At 45.2% G+C, this 20805-nt stretch carries 20 protein-coding genes; 4 read left to right on the plus strand and 16 right to left on the minus strand.

Going from position 1 to position 20805, the window contains the following annotated elements; translation table 11 throughout:
- Nucleotides 1-35: 35 nt before the first annotated feature.
- From B1A98_RS12920 to B1A98_RS12930, 3 genes are all read right to left on the minus strand, one after another.
- Nucleotides 36-899 (minus strand): HAD hydrolase family protein, encoded by an 864-nt coding sequence (locus B1A98_RS12920; RefSeq protein ID WP_063383891.1) that lies wholly within the window; start codon nucleotides 897-899, stop codon nucleotides 36-38.
- Between the two features lie 166 nt (nucleotides 900-1065).
- Complete coding sequence (locus B1A98_RS12925; protein ID WP_063383890.1) at nucleotides 1066-1419, minus strand: YlbF/YmcA family competence regulator; 354 nt, start codon at nucleotides 1417-1419, stop codon at nucleotides 1066-1068.
- Nucleotides 1420-1486: 67 nt separating this feature from the next.
- Nucleotides 1487-2620: a DUF445 domain-containing protein gene (locus B1A98_RS12930; protein WP_063383889.1), complete on the minus strand. Its 1134-nt coding sequence runs from the start codon at nucleotides 2618-2620 to the stop codon at nucleotides 1487-1489.
- A gap of 130 nt (nucleotides 2621-2750) precedes the next feature.
- On the opposite strand from B1A98_RS12930, the gene B1A98_RS12935 reads away from it, so the two are divergent.
- Both B1A98_RS12935 and B1A98_RS12940 read left to right on the plus strand, forming a co-directional pair.
- Complete coding sequence (locus tag B1A98_RS12935) at nucleotides 2751-2963, plus strand: YheE family protein (protein ID WP_063383888.1); 213 nt, start codon at nucleotides 2751-2753, stop codon at nucleotides 2961-2963.
- 129 nt (nucleotides 2964-3092) lie between these two features.
- Nucleotides 3093-3293: a hypothetical protein gene (locus B1A98_RS12940; RefSeq protein WP_063383887.1), complete on the plus strand. Its 201-nt coding sequence runs from the start codon at nucleotides 3093-3095 to the stop codon at nucleotides 3291-3293.
- A 73-nt stretch (nucleotides 3294-3366) separates the two neighbouring features.
- On the opposite strand, the gene B1A98_RS12945 is transcribed toward B1A98_RS12940, so the two are convergent.
- Nucleotides 3367-3627, minus strand: a complete 261-nt coding sequence (locus B1A98_RS12945) for a metal-sensitive transcriptional regulator (RefSeq protein WP_041099115.1) — start codon at nucleotides 3625-3627, stop codon at nucleotides 3367-3369.
- Nucleotides 3628-3915: 288 nt separating this feature from the next.
- On the opposite strand from B1A98_RS12945, the gene B1A98_RS12950 reads away from it, so the two are divergent.
- The gene (locus B1A98_RS12950; protein WP_041099113.1) at nucleotides 3916-4119 is read left to right on the plus strand and encodes an alpha/beta-type small acid-soluble spore protein; all 204 of its coding nucleotides are present in this window, start codon (nucleotides 3916-3918) and stop codon (nucleotides 4117-4119) included.
- Between the two features lie 64 nt (nucleotides 4120-4183).
- Here the strand turns inward: B1A98_RS12950 and fumC are convergent, their stop codons facing one another.
- The 12 genes from fumC to B1A98_RS13010 form a co-directional block, all read right to left on the minus strand.
- On the minus strand, nucleotides 4184-5557 hold the full coding sequence (gene fumC / locus B1A98_RS12955; RefSeq protein WP_063383886.1) for a class II fumarate hydratase: 1374 nt from the start codon (nucleotides 5555-5557) through the stop codon (nucleotides 4184-4186).
- Nucleotides 5558-5699: 142 nt separating this feature from the next.
- Entirely contained in the window at nucleotides 5700-6293 is a 594-nt protein-coding gene (leuD, locus tag B1A98_RS12960) for a 3-isopropylmalate dehydratase small subunit (RefSeq protein ID WP_041099109.1), read from the minus strand.
- 12 nt (nucleotides 6294-6305) lie between these two features.
- Nucleotides 6306-7718 carry a 3-isopropylmalate dehydratase large subunit gene (leuC, locus tag B1A98_RS12965; protein ID WP_041099106.1) on the minus strand — a complete coding sequence of 471 codons (1413 nt, stop codon included), beginning with the start codon at nucleotides 7716-7718 and terminating at the stop codon, nucleotides 6306-6308.
- A 121-nt stretch (nucleotides 7719-7839) separates the two neighbouring features.
- On the minus strand, nucleotides 7840-8949 hold the full coding sequence (gene leuB, locus B1A98_RS12970) for a 3-isopropylmalate dehydrogenase (protein ID WP_063383885.1): 1110 nt from the start codon (nucleotides 8947-8949) through the stop codon (nucleotides 7840-7842).
- 18 nt (nucleotides 8950-8967) lie between these two features.
- A complete protein-coding gene (locus B1A98_RS12975) occupies nucleotides 8968-10515 on the minus strand; it encodes a 2-isopropylmalate synthase (protein ID WP_063383884.1) in 1548 nt (515 codons plus the stop codon).
- A complete protein-coding gene (gene ilvC, locus B1A98_RS12980; protein WP_041099100.1) occupies nucleotides 10502-11527 on the minus strand; it encodes a ketol-acid reductoisomerase in 1026 nt (341 codons plus the stop codon). The genes B1A98_RS12975 and ilvC overlap by 14 nt, the downstream gene beginning before the upstream one ends.
- A 28-nt stretch (nucleotides 11528-11555) precedes the next feature.
- A complete protein-coding gene (gene ilvN, locus B1A98_RS12985; RefSeq protein WP_041099097.1) occupies nucleotides 11556-12077 on the minus strand; it encodes an acetolactate synthase small subunit in 522 nt (173 codons plus the stop codon).
- Nucleotides 12074-13789 carry an acetolactate synthase large subunit gene (ilvB, locus tag B1A98_RS12990; protein ID WP_063383883.1) on the minus strand — a complete coding sequence of 572 codons (1716 nt, stop codon included), beginning with the start codon at nucleotides 13787-13789 and terminating at the stop codon, nucleotides 12074-12076. Before ilvB ends, ilvN begins: the two co-directional genes overlap by 4 nt.
- A gap of 428 nt (nucleotides 13790-14217) precedes the next feature.
- The gene (gene ilvD, locus B1A98_RS12995) at nucleotides 14218-15882 is read right to left on the minus strand and encodes a dihydroxy-acid dehydratase (RefSeq protein WP_041099093.1); all 1665 of its coding nucleotides are present in this window, start codon (nucleotides 15880-15882) and stop codon (nucleotides 14218-14220) included.
- Nucleotides 15883-16310: 428 nt separating this feature from the next.
- Nucleotides 16311-18266, minus strand: a complete 1956-nt coding sequence (locus B1A98_RS13000; RefSeq protein WP_063383882.1) for a transglycosylase domain-containing protein — start codon at nucleotides 18264-18266, stop codon at nucleotides 16311-16313.
- Between the two features lie 361 nt (nucleotides 18267-18627).
- A complete protein-coding gene (locus tag B1A98_RS13005) occupies nucleotides 18628-18795 on the minus strand; it encodes a twin-arginine translocase TatA/TatE family subunit (protein ID WP_063383881.1) in 168 nt (55 codons plus the stop codon).
- Between the two features lie 166 nt (nucleotides 18796-18961).
- Nucleotides 18962-20197, minus strand: a complete 1236-nt coding sequence (locus B1A98_RS13010) for a dicarboxylate/amino acid:cation symporter (protein ID WP_063383880.1) — start codon at nucleotides 20195-20197, stop codon at nucleotides 18962-18964.
- A gap of 206 nt (nucleotides 20198-20403) precedes the next feature.
- On the opposite strand from B1A98_RS13010, the gene B1A98_RS13015 reads away from it, so the two are divergent.
- Nucleotides 20404-20709: an ArsR/SmtB family transcription factor gene (locus tag B1A98_RS13015; protein ID WP_041099087.1), complete on the plus strand. Its 306-nt coding sequence runs from the start codon at nucleotides 20404-20406 to the stop codon at nucleotides 20707-20709.
- The last annotated feature ends 96 nt before the right edge of the window (nucleotides 20710-20805 follow it).

Below are 20805 nucleotides of genomic sequence, written 5' to 3' on the forward strand. Positions count from 1 at the left end.
ACCCGCGCATCAAAAAAAGCGGCGTTGCCTGCCGCTTAATCCAGTTTATTCACTTCCTCCTCAGCTCCCTTCCTTTGGTGCCGGAGCAGCTCTTTAATCACATAGGCAATGCCGCCATCTTCTTTTGTTCTCGTCACCCAATCCGCTGCCTGTTTTACACTTTCAGGAGCATCCCCCATGACAATTCCGATGCCTGCTTCTCTAATTACTTCTTCATCAGCCTCATCCACGCCGATTACTGCAATTTCCGAACGGCTGATCATCATTCTTTCTGCCAAATATAAAATACTGTTCCATTTGGTTACCTCGAAAGCAGTGATTTCGATTTCATCCGTTCCCTTCTTTAAGAAGGATACTTCATTAAACATATTTTTTAATGCTTGCAGCACCTCTTCCCTTTCTCCCGGCTTAAAGAATTTGACATGAATGGATAAAGGAGAAATCGGATCTTCAAATAAATGATCAGATAATGAATGAACAAAATACTGGGAATATAGGAACTTTTGCGTGCGCTGCCACATGCTGCGCTTCACTAATGTAGCTGGAAGCCGCCCTCTATTGCTGGCAGAAAACTTTTCAGTGGCAAGTGTTACCTGACAATCAAATGATTCCAGAAACTGAACCATTTCATATGTGCATTCTTCATTCACTCGCTGGATATACACCGGTTTATCAAATTCAGAAGCTACATACGCTCCGTTATGGGCAATCAAGCAACTTTCCGGGATCAAGGCTTTCGCCATTTTCTTGACAAGAGGCAGTTCGCGGTTAGAGTAAAAACAAACAGTCACGTTTTTTTTGCGTGCATAGCGAATTGCTTCCTTCGTTGACCTCGTGATCCGTGCTTTGTTTTGACCGGCAAATGCATCTATATTAATTGCTAACAAACGGTAAGCCATTTTCTCGTTCCCCCCTCATGTTGTCCTTTTTAGAAATTATGAGAAGAAAACAGGCTTTAGAACAAAGCTTTAAAAAGTCATTACCGTCAATAAGCAGCCTAAAAAATAAGAAATGCCGGATTCTCCCTTTTTACAGGGAAAACCCGGCACTTTACATGCTTAACCGTTATTCTGCCATCGCTCCATACATTTCCTCGAGCGGCTTCATAATAATTTTGTTCACATCCGCAATCATCATACTCATTCTTTGCTCAGCCTCCATCAATTTAGAAATGAGAGGGTGCTGCTGAACAAGAGCCATTGTTTTTTGCGCCTGCTGCACTTCTTCTTCCGTGATCTCCTGCCCGGTCATTTGTTTTTCCTGCAATCGCATCTGTACATTTCGAAAGTTCTCGAAAATTCCCCTTGCTTCCTCGCTAGTCTCTACATCCGCATACAGCTGTTTTAACGCGAGATACTCTTGGCTTTGGCGCAGACCTTTTTCCATTTCATACGCCAGATCATATAAATTGGCTGCCATGTTCTTCCTCCTTCATTGTAAGCATGACTTCACTTTAACAAACTATGCGCAAGTTCGCGAGACTTTCCTAGAATAAACGGATGATAAGTCCTTGAATCAAGCCAATCGCTCCGCCGAGCACGCCTCCAAGAAGCGTGATCATCTTCAGCTCCCGGCGGGCAATATCCAACACGATTTGTTCCAAGCGTGCAAGAGAAAAAGTTTCCACCTGTTCGCGGACAATGTCCCCAATCCGCAATTTCTGCATAATGGCCGGCAAGCGGCTTGCCACTACAGAGCCCGCTCTTTCCACTAGCAGCGGAATAATTTCATTGATAATCTTCTCTTCAAACGGCTGTAAAAAGACAGACACAGGCTTTTGGAATAAAGAAGACAGATCAAGCTGACGCAGAATGAAGCTTTTTCCTTTAGTCAGCGCTTTTTCATCAGAGAATTTCTGCAGAACATCTTCCCACTTCCAATCAAGCAGCTTATCCCACTCTTTTTGCAAGAGCGTGTTCAGCAAATCCTTTGTGCCCGGACTGCTTAAGAACTTGATAATTTCCGGCTGAATTTTATCCTCCAGTGAGGTATTTCCCAAAATCATTTGCACCATGCTGCCAAGCTTGCCCCATTCAGCAAGAAAGTCATCTGTCATTCTTTTGACCCGTGTTTTTCCTTCCAAGCCGGAGAAATAATCTATACCTTTTGTTAGGATATAACGGGAGACATCAGGAACTTTTTCCTCCATCGTATCAAGCCATTGCGCAGGCAGCGATTCCCTAATCGTCTGATCAAGGTAGAAGCTTTTGATTTTGTGATATTTATTGTCGATCCAGCTCTCAACCCAGCGCTCTGTTTGTTGTTCAGCCTCTTTAAAATGCAGCTTGTCCAACAGCTCGGCTAACGTCTGATCGGCAGCAAGCAGCGGTTTTGCCTCTTTCTGCAACATCACGGTTACATCCCGGCGAAAGTCTGGTTCATTCAGCTTGCGTTCAATGCTTTCCGGCGTCAGCAAATGCTCTTCCACTGTTCTGCCAATTTGCCGAGCCAGCTCGCCCCTTCGTTTCGGAATCAAGCCGGGCGTAAACGGAAGCTTCCATTTGCCAATATATTTCGGCTCATACGGGCGAAAAAGCATCCGGATGGCAATCGCATTTGTGACCGCCCCAATGGCTGCACCGATGAAAACCATAAAAATAAGCAACGTTACTATATTCATCTGCATCATTCACCTGCCATTTATTCATCACCAGCGATGCCGGCTCTTTCATTATAAGTGGAATTGGCGAAAGTTAGCAAATATTGTCGCGTTTGACAGGGTAGGGTATGATGAACGAGAGGTGAAGACGATGTTGCTGCATTTTCAATACAAACCGCTTTATCAAGGAGAGCAGCTCCCCGGATGGGCCTTTTCTTTTTATTATAAAAAAAGGCGAATGTCCGGAAACTACCTGCCCGACGGAACGATCGAATGGCTTTCAAACAAACCGCCAGAGACCGAACGCCAGCCGCTCGAACAGCAAATCCACAGCTTAATGCTTTATCATGTCTATGACCGTTAATCAAAATGGCCGGAATAGCTTTTTTCGTTTGCGTCCATATTATAAATAGGCTTCGCTAACAGCTGTCGGCTTATTCACACGCCCAAAAAACTGTTGACGAAGCCTTTATATAAAGGAGGGCGTTAAGCAATGGATCCAAAATACAAAGACCTTTCCTTTTTGCCCGACACGCAATTTGAAGGAAAAGACCAAGCGTATTTAGACATTGACCGAATGATTAATGAAGGACTCTCCGGGGGCTCCGTCCATACAAGAGACGACGCACTCACCGCAAACATTGAAGAAACAACGCCTTTCCTAGAAGAGGCGCCGCCAAACTCAGAGAGATAATAAACAAAGCTGTCCTTTTCGTGCCGGACATCTATCGTCATGCGATTAGAAGGTCTGGCACGTTAAGAACAGCTTATCTGCTTTTAACAATCATATTAACAGCTTCTTGGATGGCTTCCTCTGCATTTTGCCCCTTTTCATTGGCTTCTCTGATACAGCTTTCCAAATTTTTCGCTACAATTAACCCAATTGACCGATCCACAGCCGAACGGATAGCTGACAACTGAGTCACTACTTCTTTGCAATGCTTATCATCTTCCATCATTTTAATAACGCCTCTTATTTGCCCCTCGATCCGATTCAGCCGGTTTTTTACATCGCGGTTGTATTCCATAACTCCTTCACCTCTTATTCCTAGAATAGATCATCCACTTCATTGTCGATATGTATCATCAGTATAGCATAATGCTTTAAAAAACACCTTTTAAACGTCAAACAAACAGGAATAAATTGCCAAGATATATTTTTGAATAAACTTTTTGAATCCAAACATACTAGTAGTACAAACAGCAACACTTCAAAGCGGTGGACCTAACCAGATAGTCTGGACGCAGTCAATGCGTACTGGTGCAATCCCAGAGAGGTCCAGCCAAAAAAAAAACACAACAGGAGATGACAAAACATGGCAAACAACAACAACAACAACCAACTTTTAGTTGAAGGTGCTCAACAAGCTATCGACCAAATGAAGTACGAAATCGCTTCTGAATTCGGCGTACAACTTGGTGCAGATTCAACATCTCGTTCTAACGGTTCTGTAGGTGGAGAAATCACTAAGCGTCTTGTAGCAATGGCTCAACAACAAATGAGCGGTTTCCAACGCTAATTTAGCTTTACAATTTCATACAAATGGCTTGAGCCCCTGAATATTCAGGGGCTCTATTGCTGATTTAGAGATGAACCATCTTAGAAGGATCAATCCATTCATCATATTGCTCTGCTGTCAGATAACCCGTTTGAACGGCTGCTTCCTTCAATGTTAGTCCTTCTTTATGAGCCAGCTTGGCAATTTCGGCTGCTTTTTCATAACCAATGTGCGGGTTAAGAGCTGTAACAAGCATAAGCGAGCGTTCCATTAGCTGCTGGATCACTTCTTTATTCGCTTCCAGTCCAGCTGCACATCTTTTGTCAAATGACTGAATCCCTTCAGCCAAAAGGCGGATAGACTGAAGCACATTATAGATGATTACCGGCTTGAAAACATTTAATTCAAAGTTCCCTTGGCTTGCAGAAAAGCCGACCGTTGCATCGTTTCCGAATATTTGAGCCGCAACCATTGTCATCGCCTCACTTTGCGTCGGGTTTACTTTTCCTGGCATAATTGAACTGCCCGGCTCATTTGCAGGAATGGTAAGTTCTCCGATGCCGCTGCGCGGACCGCTCGCCAGCCAGCGTATATCATTCGCTATTTTCATCATATCCGCCGCGAGGGCTTTCAGCGCTCCATGAAAATAAACAAGCTCATCATGGCTCGTTAGCGCATGAAACTTATTTGGGGACGATTCAAATCGATACCCTGTTTGCTTTTCCAGCTGTTCAGCTACCTTATGGCCGAATGACGGATCCGCGTTAATACCGGTGCCTACGGCAGTGCCGCCAATAGCTAAGCGAAGCAAATACTGCTGTGCCTGTTCCAGCATCTCCATGCTCCGGTCAATCATCGCTCGCCATCCGGAAATTTCTTGTCCGAGAGTTAGCGGTGTAGCATCCTGCAAGTGGGTGCGGCCGATTTTAATTACATGCATGTATTCCTTTTCCTTCTGCTCAAGCGTTTTCTTAAACTGGGCAAGAGCCGGTTTCAAACGCTGCTCTGCCTCGTGATAGGCAGCGATATGCATAGCGGTTGGAAAAGTATCATTGGAGCTTTGTGACATATTGACATCGTCATTTGGATGAATGAGCTTCTCTTTGCCAGCAATTTCACTTCCTCTTCTGGCCACGACTTCATTCACATTCATATTAGACTGGGTGCCGCTTCCTGTCTGCCAGACCACGAGCGGAAAATGGCCATCCCACTTTCCTTGAATTATTTCGTCGCACGCCTGAACAATTGCTTGTTTTTTTTCAGCAGGCAACTTGCCGAGCTGTTCATTGGCCATGGCTGCTGCTTTTTTTAACTGGGCAAATGCATGAATCACCTCGATAGGCATTTTTTCTGTTCCTATCGGAAAGTTCTCTTTGCTTCGCTGCGTCTGTGCCCCCCAGTATTTATCTGCCGGCACTTTCATTTCTCCCAACGTATCTCGTTCTATTCTAAATTCCATTTTAATTCCTCCTCATCTCATGTTCCTGTATCACTTTTCCCTGTTTATATGTAAATCATTCCTTTCAATTTCCATAAACAAGTGAAAATACAAGCAAAAGACTGCGTTTATCCGCAGCCTTTTGCTCCATCTACATATAGAATTAACTTATGCTTTCCGCTTTCTTTTCATAGCTGCTGATTTCATCCTCAAGGTTGAGGGTAACAGCAATTTCATCCCAGCCATTTAAAAGCATTTGCTTCCAATAGGGATCAATGTCAAAATCAGCTGCAAATCCTTTTCTGTCTGTAATATCCTGATCTTTCAAATTAATGAATAGGCGATACCCCGGCTCTTTCGCCTTTTCCATTATTTCACTTACTTCTGCTTCTGTCAGGCGAATCGCCAAAATGCCGTTTTTCACGCAGTTATTATAGAAAATATCAGCAAAGCTAGGAGCAATGACTACTCGGAAGCCATAATCAAGCAATGCCCATGGAGCGTGTTCCCGGGAAGAGCCGCAGCCGAAGTTCTCACCCGCCACTAAAATTTCAGCCTGTTCATATTGCATTTGATTCATAATAAAGTCTTCTCTTTTATTCCCATCATCATCAAAACGCCAATGATGGAATAGAAACTGGCCGAAGCCTTGCCGTTCAATCCGCTTTAAAAACTGTTTTGGGATGATTTGATCTGTATCCACATTTACACGGTTGAGAGGGCAGACAATACCGTTAAATTTATTGATTGCTTCCATGTTTCTTCCCCCTTATTGATGCACTTTGGCTAGTTTGCGAACATCAGTGAACTTGCCGGTAACAGCGGCAGCGGCAGCCATCGGCGGGCTGACTAAGTGCGTTTTGGAACCATTTCCTTGACGCCCTTCAAAGTTGCGGTTAGAAGTAGAGGCGCATCGTTTTCCGGATGGAACGATATCATCGTTCATCGCCAGGCACATGCTGCAGCCGGACTCCCGCCATTCAAAGCCAGCGTCGATAAATATTTGATCTAATCCTTCCGCTTCAGCTGCCTGCTTCACCGTTTGCGATCCAGGAACAACAATGGCTGTCACTCCTTCCTGAACCTTTCTGCCTTTTGCCACCTCCGCAGCTGCCCGCAAATCGCTGATACGTGAATTCGTACAGGAGCCGATAAATACATAGTCTACGGGAATCTCTTCAAGCTGCGTGCCTGCTGCCAATTCCATGTAGTCTAATGCCCGGGCAACAGATTCACGGTCTGCTTGACGCTCAAACTGCTCAGGATCAGGAACGGATGCACTGATGCCGCTTCCCATGGATGGATTCGTTCCCCAAGTGACTTGCGGTTCAATCTCTTCTCCGGCAATTTCAAGCGTTAAATCATATTCTGCGCCCTCATCGGTCGCAAGCGCCAGCCAGTGTTGAGCCGCTTTTTCAAATTCCTCTCCCTGCGGAGCGTAACGGCGCCCCCGCAAATACTCAACCGTTTTTTCATCCGGGCTAATCAAGCCAGCACGTGCCCCTGCTTCAATGGACATGTTACAGACAGTCATCCGCTCCTCCATAGATAGCTCACGGATCGCTTCGCCGGTATATTCTATAATATAGCCTGTCCCTGCGTTCACACCGTATTTAGCAATAACCGCAAGAATTAAGTCTTTCGCTGTCACGCCAAAACCAAGCTTTCCAGTTACTTTTACCTGCAAGGTTTTTGGACGGGATTGCCAGAGAGTTTGTGTGGCTAGCACGTGCTCTACTTCACTTGTGCCAATTCCAAACGATAAAGCGCCAAAAGCCCCGTGCGTAGATGTGTGGCTATCTCCGCATACAATCGTTTTTCCTGGTTGTGTTAAGCCAAGCTCAGGACCGATAACGTGTACAATCCCCTGATCTGGATGGTTAATATCGGCTAGCTCGATGCCAAATTCTTTACAATTTTGCTCAAGTGTCGTCATCTGCTTTTTAGAGACGGGATCATTAATGATATGGCGGTTGACCGTCGGCACGTTATGATCCATAGTCGCGTAGGTTAAGTCCGGACGGCGGACTTGGCGGTTATTCATGCGTAACCCTTCAAATGCTTGCGGAGAAGTCACTTCATGTACTAAATGAAGATCAATATATAAAAGATCCGGTTTTCCTTCTTCTCTGTGTACAACGTGTTGTTCCCAAATTTTCTCAATAACTGTTTTTGGTGCCATAAAACAGCCCCCTCACTGTCTTTTTTAGCTTAATGATGAAACATCGCTTTTGAAAAAAGAGGGATTCCGATCTCCTGGCGGAAAATACGGAATCCTCTCTATACTGTCCATTGATTTTCGCTTACATATAAGCTCCCATAATAGAAGAAATAGCGGAGCCTTCTTTTACATGCTGAGCCACAATTTCAATCATTTGTTCTGTGCCGACAACCATATTTCCATTTGGCTGCAGGTCAGGTGTCCGATAGCCGGCGTTCAGCACTTCCTGAACGGCCTGTTCAATAGACTCCGCCTCTTCCCTTAGATTGAAGGAGTATTTCAGCATTAATGCCGCTGAAAGGATCATCGCCATCGGATTCGCCTTATTAAAGCCGGCAATATCTGGTGCTGAGCCGTGGACCGGTTCATACAAGCCGAATCCGTCTCCTGTCAAGCTTGCTGACGGCAGCATGCCGAGTGAACCTGTAATCATGGAAGCTTCATCGCTCAAAATATCACCAAATAAGTTTTCTGTTACCACGACGTCAAAGTCTTTTGGACGGCTGATCAGCTTCATAGCTGCTGCATCCACATACATATGCTCCACTTCTACCTGCGGGTATAGAGCCGCTTTTTCGTTCACAATTTCGCGCCACATCCGGCTTGATTCCAGCACATTCGCTTTGTCAACAGAAGTAAGCTTTTTGTTGCGAATAATAGCTAGTTCAAATGCTTTTTCTACGATCCGCTCAATTTCTTGTCTTGTATATTGCAATGTATCAACAACGGTTTCTCCGCTTTCACCGCGGCGCTCGCTTGGTTTTCCGAAATATAAGCCGCCTGTCAGTTCACGTACAATCATCAAATTCACATTTTCTGCAATTTCGGGTTTGAGTGGCGAAGAATGCAGCAAGCTGTGAAAACCGATAACCGGACGAAGGTTAGCAAATAAACCAAGCTCTTTACGAATTGCCAGCAATCCACGCTCCGGACGCATGTGCGAAGGAAGGCTATCCCACTTCGGTCCTCCTACCGCTCCTAAAAAAACGGCATCGCTTTGCTTGCAAAGCTCCAATGTTTCATTCGGAAGAGGATTATTTGACTCATCAATGGCTGCGCCGCCAATGTTGGCATATTCGAATTCAAATTCATGGCCGAACCTCTGTCCGACTGCTTCCAACACAGCAGTCGCTCCTTTCACTACTTCCCGGCCGACCCCGTCTCCAGGCAATACGGCAATATTCTTTTTCACATTAACCCCTCCGTTACATCAAATGTGTACTTTTTGTGCTTCTGACTGCTGCGCCTCTAACGTTAACACCCGATTGACCGCATTCAGATAAGCTTTGGCTGAAGCTTCCAGTACGTCCTGTGCTGTGCCGCGGCCGCTTGTTTCAATGCCTTTATGCTTAATTCGCACATACACTTCTGCAAGGGCATCCCGTCCGGCACTGACTGAATTAATTTTGTAATCATGGAGCTTAACCGGTTCATCCAGCAGGCGTTCAAGCGTGTTATAAATCGCTTCCACACTTCCTGATCCAGTAGCCGCTTCGGTCACTTGCCTACCATCCGGCAAGGCAGCTGAAATAGTTGCTGTTGGAATGTTTTCAGTGCCATATTGAACTTGAATGCTATTCAATTCATAATGGCTGACATCGACAGCTTCCGTTTGCTTATCGGCAAGGATGGAGAAAAGATCTTCATCCATAATTTCTTTTTTCTTATCCGCCAAGTCTTTGAATGCCTTAAAGGCTTCGTTCAGTTTTTCTTCTGTTAAATCAAATCCAAGCTCAATCGCTTTATTTTTAAATGCGTGGCGGCCGGACAATTTGCCAAGCACAAGTTTGTTGGATTTCACACCAATCAATTCCGGCGTAATAATTTCATATGTTGTCTTTTCCTTCAGCACGCCATCCTGATGAATACCTGATTCATGAGCAAACGCATTGTCGCCGATAACGGCTTTGTTTGCCGGTACCGTCATGCCCGTTAATTTGGAAACGAGATTGCTTGTGCGCTTAATCTCAGCGAGCTTCATATTCGTTGTAGCTCCATAGAAATCGTTGCGGATATGAAGGGCAACCGCTACTTCCTCAAGTGCTACGTTGCCTGCCCGTTCACCGATTCCATTAATCGTTCCTTCCACCTGTCCTGCCCCTCCCTCAATGGCTGCCAGAGAATTGGCTGTTGCCATGCCAAGGTCGTCATGGCAGTGAGCGGACAAAATGGCTTTATCAATATTCGAAACATTGTTTCTTAGATAGGAAAACAACTCTTTGATTTCTTTTGGCGTAATATACCCGACAGTGTCAGGGATGTTAATCACAGTGGCTCCGGCATCAATAGCAGCCTCTGTGACGCGCGCCAGAAATTCAGGCTCTGTGCGGCAAGCGTCCTCTGCTGAAAATTGAACTTTCGCAAACTTTGTTTTCGCATACCTCACGGCTGCTACCGCTCTCTCAACCACTTCATCTTTTGACATTTTCAGCTTGTATTGACGGTGAATGGGCGAAGTTGCCAAGAACACATGAATGCGCGGCTCTGCTGATTGTTTTAATGCTTCCCATGCAGCATCAATGTCTTTTTCATGGGAGCGGGCGAGACCGGTCACGGAGCTGTTCTTAACCGTATTAGCGATCAGCTGCACCGCCTCAAGATCGCCTTTTGAAGCGGCTGGAAAGCCCGCTTCAATGACGTCAACCCCTAGTCTCTCCAGCTGCTTGGCAATCTCTAACTTTTCAAGAGTGTTTAAGTTAACTCCAGGTGTCTGTTCCCCATCTCTTAATGTCGTGTCAAAGATCTCAACCTTTCGCACCGGCCGTCACTTCCTTCTTGGATTGTTTTTTGACGAATGGCATCATTGCGCGAAGCTCTCTTCCTACTACTTCGATTGGATGCTTGCTTTCGCTTGCATTAATAGCTGTAAATTCCGGACGGTTTAATTGATTTTCAAGCAGCCAGCCTTTCGCGAACTTGCCTGTTTGAATGTCTTTCAATACCTCGCCCATCCGCTCTTTTGTTTCCGCAGTGATGACGCGCGGACCTGATACGAAGTCACCCCATTGAGCTGTATCGGAAATAGAATATCTCATTCCTTCCAGACCGCCCTCGTACATTAAATCAACGATTAATTTCAATTCATGCAAACACTCAAAGTAAGCAACTTCAGGCTGGTATCCCGCTTCAATCAAAGTTTCGAATCCAGCTTTTACAAGGGCAGATACGCCGCCGCAAAGCACCGCTTGTTCACCAAATAAATCTGTTTCTGTTTCTTCTTGGAACGTTGTCTCCAGCACTCCGGCGCGAGCAGACCCGATTCCTTTAGCATAAGCAAGAGCAACGTCCTTTGCTTGGCCAGTCACATCTTGGTAAATCGCGATCAATCCTGGTACTCCGGCACCTTCTTCATATGTGCGGCGCACTAAATGACCCGGGCCTTTAGGAGCAGCAAGGAATACATCCACATCTGCCGGCGGCACAATTTGGTTGAAATGAACATTGAAGCCGTGAGCGAACGCTAACGCTTTTCCTGCACTTAATTCAGGCTCAATTTCATTTTTATAAACTGCTGTTTGGTACTCGTCTGGAAGAAGGATCATAATTAAATCTGCTTCCGCACTTGCTTCACGAACCGGCTTTACATCAAAACCGTCTTTTTCTGCTTGATCCCAAGACTTTCCTGGTCTTAAACCAACAATTACATCTACGCCGCTTTCACGTAAGTTTTGTGCGTGAGCATGACCTTGTGAACCGTAGCCGATGATTGCCACTTTCTTATTTGCTAAAACCGCTTCGTTGATATCTCCGTTATAATATACTTTTGCCATTTTTCATCATCCTCCAAAGTTTAGTTGTTTATTTTAAAATTGAATATTGCTTCAAATCAGTGACTTGCTTTTGCGATCCGCGTGTTAAAGCCGTTTGGCCTGTACGCGACAGCTCTTTGATGCCGTAAGGGCGGAGCAATTCAATCATCGCTTCGATTTTTTCGAAATTTCCAACTACTTGAATAGTGACACTGTCCTTAGCGACATCAATAATCGTCGCCCGGAACGGTTCGATAATGACATTAATCTCCGCTCGCGTTTGCGGCGTTGTCAGTACCTTAATTAAAGCAAGCTCCCTTGATACAACTGCCTGATCAGTAATATCAGTAACTTTCAGCACATCCACTTGCTTATTGAGCTGTTTCAGCACTTGCTCAGCTACCCGCTCATCTTCTACATGAACGATAACAGTCATCTTGGAAATCCCTTCTGTTTCTGTGGGGCCTACCGTAATGCTTTCAATGTTGAATTGTCTCTTCGTAAATAATCCGGTAATGCGGTTTAACACACCGCTTTGGTTAAGAACGGTTACCGTCACTGTGCGTTTCATGGTCTCACCCCAATCATTTCATGAAGTCCTTTTCCTGGAGCAATCATCGGGTACACTTTCTCCTTCCGCTTAATCCGGCAATCAATCAAAACCGGCTCGCGGCTGGTCAATGCTTCTTTAAGCACCTGCTCTGCTTCCTCCTCTGTGGAGACAGAGTAGCCTTTAATGCCGTATGCCCCGGCTAGCTGTACAAAGTCCGGCTGGCACGGAAGCAAGGATTGCGAATATCTTTCCTCATAAAACTTTTCTTGCCACTGCCTAACCATGCCAAGTGCCTGGTTGTTGTAAATAATGATCTTTACAGGCAGCTTCAGCTCAGCTACAAGTCCCAGCTCCTGCAAAGTCATTTGGAAACCGGCATCTCCCGCTATCGCTACGACCGTATCATCTGGATGAGCAATTTGGGCACCGATCGCAGCCGGGAAGCCAAAGCCCATCGTACCGAGGCCGCCTGATGTTACCCAGCGATTCGGCTGGCTGAAACCGTAATATTGCGCTGTCCACATTTGATGCTGCCCTACATCCGTTGTTACAATAGCCTCTCCGCTTGTCACATCGTGAATCATTTTTGTTAATTGCTGCGGAGAAATGCCTTCTTCCTCTTCGGATTGCCAAAGCGGAAACTCTTTTTGGCTTTGCTTTAAGTGCAGGCGCCACTCGTTCGCCTCTGGTGCCGTCAGCTCCAAGTCAAGGAGCTTCTGCAGAGCTTCTTTTGCATCAGCTACAATCGGGATATGAGTGTCTACGTTTTTGCCGATTTCCGCCGGGTCAATATCGATATGGGCAACCGTGGCATTTGGTGCGAAGTGCTGCAAGTTACCGGTTAAACGATCATCGAAACGGGCGCCGATATTGATTAACAAATCCGCCTCGTACATAGCCATGTTGGCGGTGTATGTCCCATGCATGCCGCCCATCCCCAGGAACAGCGGATGATCGGCAGGGAATGCCCCGAGTCCAAGCAGCGTGTTCACTACCGGGATGTTTGTTTCTTCGGCGAAAGCAAGCAATTCCTCTGCTGCTTTGCCATGAAGCACGCCCGCTCCAGCCAAAATCAATGGCTTTTCAGCTTGAGCAATTGCCTCTGCCAGCTTTTTAATTTGTAAAACATTTGGTGTCGTGTTCGGCTGATATCCCGGCAAGTGCACATCCGTAACAAATGTAGGCTCAGTAACGGTTGTGGCGATGTCTTTTGGGATATCGATCAGCACCGGTCCTGGACGGCCAGTGGTTGCAATGTGAAAGGCTTCCCGTATAATTCTTGGCAGCTCGTTTAAATCTCGCACTTGGTAATTGTGTTTAGTAATCGGCATTGTAATTCCGATGACATCTGCTTCCTGGAAAGCATCTGTCCCGATAACCCCTGTTGCTACCTGGCCGGTAAAGACAACGAGCGGAAGAGAATCCATCATTGCATCTGTAATGCCCGTTACAAGATTTGTCGCCCCTGGCCCGGAAGTGGCGATAACGACTCCCGGCTTTCCTGATACACGCGCATACCCTTCTGCTGCATGGATTGCGGCCTGCTCGTGCCTTGCTAAGATGTGGCGAATCGGATTTCTGTAGAGAGCATCATACAGAGGCAGAACCGCCCCGCCCGGATAGCCAAACACAACTTCTACATTTTCCTTTTTCAGCGCTTCAATAAAGAGTTCAGCTCCACTCATGGCCTGCTTCAACGGTTTGGCTTTTGTTTCTACTTTTGCGTTCATCCAATTTCCCTCCAAATTGTTGTTTTCCTAAATCGCAAGAGTGATTGGGCTCTTTAAGCAAAGGCAATGCTGCTGTGACTTCATGAGCTGAAATCATCCGCATAGTGCTGCATAGCCTGAATAAAAACAAAAAGAAAAGTCTTTACACCCTCACGCCTACTAATCTACTAAGCGCAGGGGTGAAAAGACTTTTCCTTTCACGGTACCACCCTGGTTTATGACATTTTCGCAAATGCCACCTCATGGACAATCGAACAGTGATTGTCCTTTTTGATAACGAGTAAGTTCTACTCGACCGATCCTAATTGTTTCCGTTCAGACCGGCACTCAGAGGGGATGTCGCTGTAAGGGGTATACCGGCTCGCAGCCCCGCCGGCTCTCTGTGAATACCTTTTCTTACAACTTTTTCCTCGTCAACGATTTAATAATTAAATTTTCATCACTCCGCCTGTATTTGCAGAAGTGACAAGCTTGGAGTATCTGGCTAAATAGCCCTTTTTAATTTTTGGCTCCGGCTGTTCCCAGTTTTGCTTTCGTTCAGCCAGTTCTTCTTCTGTTAAAACCACGTTAATCGTTCTATTCGGCAAATCAATGATAATCTGATCGCCGTTTTCAATGAAGGCAATTGGTCCTCCTTCAGCAGCTTCCGGTGATATATGACCGATAGAAATGCCTCTTGAAGCTCCAGAAAACCTTCCGTCTGTAATTAACGCGACTTTTTTATCAAGGCCTCGTCCGGCTATGGCCGCTGTTGGAGCCAGCATTTCCGGCATGCCCGGTCCGCCTTTAGGTCCTTCGTAGCGGATAACCACGACATGACCTTCCCTTACAGTCCCATTATTGATGCCTTCCTGAGCTTCTTCCTGTGAGTCAAATACAATGGCTTCTCCCATAAATGTCTGAATGGAAGGATCCACGGCTCCGACTTTAATGACTCCTCCATCCGGAGCCAGGTTGCCGAATAAGATCGATAGCCCGCCGACGGGACTATATGGATTGTCGCTTTTGCGAATAACTGCCTCGTTCGTAATATCCGCTTGCTGTACATTTTCATAAACAGATTTCCCTGTAATTGTCACGCGATCTCTATTTAGAACTCCGATGCGGCAAAGTTCGTTAATAATGGCGCTGATGCCGCCCGCCTCATGAACATCCTGCATAGTGTAATCAGAAGCTGGGCTGATTTTAGCTAAATAAGGCACTTTTTCGGCGATCTCATTAATTCGTCTTAAGTCGTAATCAATTTCCGCCTCATGTGCGATTGCCAGCGTGTGAAGGACCGTGTTCGTTGAGCCGCCCATAGCCATATCCAGTGCGAATGCATCGTCGATTGCTTCTTTTGTAATAATGTCTCTTGGTTTAATATCGTTTTTAATTAAATCCATTAAATGATGAACAGCCTGTTTGATTAACTTATGGCGTTCTGTCGATGTCGCTACGATCGTAGCGTTTCCTGGCGGTGTCATGCCGAGCATTTCCATCAAAGAGTTCATGGAGTTAGCTGTAAACATTCCTGAGCATGAGCCGCAAGTCGGACAGGCATTCTCCTCAATTTCCAGCAGCTCTTCGGCTGACATTTTTCCTGAGCGGTGAGCGCCGACTCCCTCAAATACCGAAACAAGCGATAGGTGCTTTCCTGCTTTTGTTTTTCCGCCTTCCATCGGTCCGCCGGAAACGAATACGGAAGGGACATTTGTTCTGGCAGCTGCCATTAACATACCGGGCGTAATTTTGTCACAGTTAGGAATGTAGAACACTCCGTCGAACCAGTGAGCATTAATGACTGTTTCGGCAGCATCGGCAATTAGCTCTCTGCTTGGCAAGGAATACCTCATTCCGATATGCCCCATTGCGATGCCGTCATCTACGCCGATTGTGTTAAATTCGAAAGGAACGCCTCCAGCTTCGCGGATTGCTTCCTTAACTACTTCGGCAAATTTGTTTAAATGCACATGCCCCGGAATAATATCAATATAGGAATTACAAACCCCGATAAAAGGCTTATGAAGATCCTCTGTTTTCACTCCGGCTGCATAAAGCAAGCTTCGGTGGGGAGCACGGTCGATCCCTTTCTTTATCATATCGCTGCGCATAATATCCCTCCAGGTGTTCTCTAGCTGCATACACTGCTAAAAATGATGGTGTTTTAAAAATCAAGCTGCTGCAAGTGCATTAGCCCTAATTTCTAATATTTCGTCAATAATCATTTATCGATCAAATCTGAAAATTAAGTTTATGTTGTGGTCAATCATATCCTGCTTTTTCCTAGAGGTCAACACCTTTTTCGTAAATTTTTAGACAATTAAAATTATTAGCCTTTCCTGCCATAAAAGTGCAATCGCTTACAAGGTTGATATGACCGCTTTTTGTTTTTCTGAAAAAATTTCATAAAAAGTAAAACTTTTTTCATGGATTTTTGCTCCCCTCCCTGTGAACGACCATTCACTTTGGTATTGGAGAAATCAATATATAAAAAAGCCCCTCCAAATTCCGTTGTTAAACGGATTTGAAGAGGCCGTCTTTAAAATAGTTCACTCAGCTTATCCAGCGCTTTATCCAGCCAGCCTTTTTTCTCCGGCTTTTGTTCTTCTTCATCAATCGAATCGACATCAAAGGAGGTGCCTTCAAGTTCTGGAAGTGTCCTTTCCATAATTTCTTTAAACAGCGGAGCTGCCCCCTCGGAACTGTTCGTAGCGAGGTGGTTCGTTTCGCTCGCCTTTTCCACGCCGAGCCATACTGCTCCGACAACGTCTGGAGTGTAACCGACAAACCACTGGTCTTTCGTTCCTGTAACCCCCTGGATCGGCACTTGGGTCGATCCTGTTTTGCCTGCCAGCTCCATTCCCGGTATTCTTGCTTTCTTTCCGGAACCGCGCTCAACAACGTTTAAGAGCATGGCATTCATATCATCCGTTACCTCTTTCGTTGTCACTTTCGTTTCCTTCGGCATCCATTTCGGCTGCAGCTCGCCATCCGGGCCGATAATCTTCTGGATAAAGAAGCCGTCTTTGCGAATTCCCCCGTTCGGGAATGTCGTATAGGCCTGAGCAATATGCAAAGGAGATACCCCCTTTGTCATTCCGCCTAGCGCAACCGACAGGTTCTTGTCGCTTTCTTCCACTGGGATGCCGAAGCGTTCCAGCGCATCCAGCCCCTTAGACAAGCCAATTTCATTTAACAGCCACACAGTAGGCACATTCAGGGATTTTTCAAGCGCTTTGTTCATTGTTACTTCTCCCCGGTATCTGCCTCCATAATTGGTTGGCTCATAGTCTCCGAATTTTTGCGGCTTGTCCTCCAGCATGGATGTCGGCGTGTATCCTTCCTCCAGAGCAGGTGTATACACGACAAGCGGTTTTAGCGTTGAGCCAGGGGATGTTCTCATCTGGGTAGCGTAGTTAAATCCTCTAAATACGTGCTCACCGCGTTTCCCAACGATCGCCATTACCCCGCCTGTCTTTGGATCGAGCAGCACAGCCGCGCTTTGGGACGGGTCGCCGTTGACTGAATCCGGGAACAGCCAGTCTTTTTTATATACTCGTTCAAGACCCGCCTGCACTTCCTGATTCATGGAAGTATAGATCTCATATCCCTTTGTCAGGAGCTCATTTTGTGTCAAACCAAAACGGTTGATCGCTTCATTAATGACAGCATCCGTGTAATACGGGTATTTCCCTTTCAATGGATCGCCGCTCCGGTCATCAAGTTCCGGCTGCGCCTGCTTAGCGCTTGCCGCTTCTTCGCTCGTGATGTATCCATACTTCTCCATTTGACTCAGCACGACATTTCTGCGATCAACCGCTTTATCCAAATTCTTATATGGATCAAGCACAGATGGCGCCTTAATGATCCCGGCAAGCATAGCCGATTCACTAAGAGTTAAATCGCTGACGTCTTTCCCGAAATATTTTTTTGAAGCGTTTTGTACGCCCCATGCCCCGCTTCCAAAATAGATGGTATTTAAATACATTTCCAGTATTTCTTTTTTCTTATATACCTTTTCAATCTCAATAGCCAAAAACAGCTCTTCTACTTTTCTTTTGTAGGTTTGCTCTGGTGACAGCAACGCATTTTTGGTCAATTGCTGGGTAATCGTACTTCCCCCTTGCACGACACCGCCGGAAAATGTGTTTTTCACAAGGGCCCGGCTCATTCCTTTTAAATCAAAACCATTATGCTCGTAAAAACGGTGATCCTCAATAGAGACAACAGCATTCTGCAAGTGCTTTGGCATCTTGGCAATCGGCACGCTGTCCGAGCGGTTGGCCGACAGCTTGCTCGCTTTATCACCATTTACATCGTAAAGAATCGTGGATTGAGACAGCCCTTTCTTCAAGGTCTCCACGTCCGCTGACTTCATAAAGTAAACGATAAACCCTAAACCGGCTAAAACCATAACCGATACAAGTAAAATCATAATTTGCGTGAGATGAAATTTTCTCCACAAATTTTTGATCATTTTGCTAATAGCATTCATACCTTTATTTCTTGCCTCCTGAATAAGCAAATTCCTCTTTGCCTTTAGGCTAAGAGCCTGATCTAATTGTGTCTCTTATTTATAAATGACATTCTTTTACAATAACTAATTAAGACACAATCAGAGTTTTATTATAACTGATCGGCTTTGAATCGCCAATTTTCAACTCCATTCGGGTGAAAAATTACCTAAATCACCTCCATTTAAGTAAATAAAAGTTATTTAAGTAAAATGATAAACAGAAAAACAAACGGCGCTTTACAGCTGAACATGCGCCATTCCTCTTTTGGATAGAGCCCGGCTTCATTTAAATGCAAAAAAAAAAGCCAACGGCCGGCCGCCGTCAGCTCCTATCTTTTATTTATTTTAATTTTTTCTCCTCTTCGTCGTCCATAATGCCTTTCATGCCACGTTTAAACTCGTGCAGCGTTTGTCCAGCTGCTTTTCCGAGCTGCGGAAGCTTGGAAGGTCCGAAAAGCAATAAGGCTACGATAAGAATAATAGCTATTTCTCCGAAACCGAGATTCATACACAATTATCTCCTTTTGCTTTACAAGCTGTTAATAGCGATATTATACAACAAGAAGGAAAAATATAAAAATAAAAAAGCAGCAAGTGTGCCTTTTTTGACACACCTGCCGCAAGACGAAGGAATATATTCCCAAATGATTTTATCTATTTAGATTGACCTCTTTTTAAGCACCGGTGCGCTGAGCTTTAATCGTTCTCTTCTTTTCTGTTTCCGCTACGTACACAGCACAAGCGGCATCACCTGAAATATTGATAGCTGTCCGGGTCATATCAAGAATGCGGTCAATACCCAAAATCAATCCGACGCCCTCTACAGGCAGACCGACACTGCTTAAAACCATAGCCAGCATAATTAAGCCGACACCAGGCACGCCGGCTGTTCCAATACTGGCTAATACGGCAGTAAGAACAACAGTCGTCAGTTCGCCCATCGTTAAATCTACATTATACACCTGCGCAATAAATACTGTAGCAACCCCTTGCATAATAGCGGTTCCATCCATATTGATAGTGGCGCCAAGCGGTTGAACGAAAGAACTGACGGACTTCGGCACGTTTAAGCGATTTTGAGCTACTTCCATAGAAAGCGGAAGAGTAGCATTGCTGCTTGATGTACTGAAAGCAACACTCATGGCCGGTGCAAAGTTTTTGAAAAACCAAAGCGGGCTCTTTTTAGCCAGCAGCAAAATGGTTCCCCCATACGTCAAAGCTCCATGAATAAACAAAGCTGCCAGCACACAAACCATATAAACGCCCATTGCCTTGATCGCAGACAAGCCTTGGCTTCCGATGGCGGAAGCAAGCAAGCCGAACGTGCCGTACGGGGCGAACTTCATGACAAAGCCGACAAGATACATCATGACCTCGTTGCCTTGTTCGACCAAATTCAGCAGTCCCTTTGTCTTTTCCCCTAAAGCAGTTAGGGCAAGCCCGATAAAAAGAGCAAATGCGATAATTTGCAGCATATTCCCTTGAGTCATTGCCTCAAGCGGATTTTTTGGAATAATATTCAGCAAAGTTTCTCCGACAGGCGGAGCCTTTTCAGCAGTAAATTCGGCATTTTTCGTATCGAAATCCCCTGCTTTTCCGGGTTGGGCGATACTGGCAATGCTCAAGCCAATAACAATAGCAATAGTAGTGGTAATTAAAAAATAAGAAACCGTTTTCAATCCGATCCGGCCTAATTTCTTTGGATCGCCAAGCCCTGCGGCTCCTAGAATAATAGATAAGAATACGATCGGCACAACCAGCATGCTAATGAGATTGAGAAAAATACGGCCAAGCGGGGTAAAAAGATAAGGATCTAAAACGTTGTAGGCATCTGGTGCAAATATATTGAGCAGCAGCCCGACTACGGCACCGGCAATTAAAGCAATGATAATTTTCCCAGTGAGTTTCATTCACGTTCCCCTTTCCTAAAATCGGTCATCAGACACAAATTTTATCATAGTCAAAAAAAACAAAAAAGACAAAAAATAAAAAATGTGAAACATAGTCAAATTTACCTCTTTTTTCTTCTTTTTAAACCACCGCCTCTTTTACTTTAGCAGTGACAGCTATTTCATTGATTTGGTACGATAGGTAAAAAGAATGTTGGAGGAATTGGATGAAAAAGAAACATATCGATCTGGATGAAGAAACATTATTTATTGTGTCTCAAACCTTTAAAGCCCTTTCAGATCCGACGCGTCTCCGGATTTTAAATTTACTGTTTAACGGTGAGCATTCAGTTAATGAAATTGCAGAAAAGCTGTCGCTGCTTCAGTCAACCGTCTCCCACCAGCTTCGTTTTTTAAAAAACCTGCGTCTCGTTAAATACCGCCGGGAAGGGACGACCTTGTTCTATTCCCATGACGATGAACATGTGATCGATCTTCTTTCTCAAGCCATCGAACATGCCAAACACCATTAACCAGCTTCATTCTTTATGCCTAATACCTTAAACTTATTGCCTGGCAATCATTTTAATATTGACGCATATTTTTAGAAAAAGGGGGTAAAAAAGAAA

The organism is Pseudobacillus badius (assembly GCF_002189605.1).
In the GTDB taxonomy this organism is placed as follows: domain Bacteria; phylum Bacillota; class Bacilli; order Bacillales; family Domibacillaceae; genus Pseudobacillus; species Pseudobacillus badius.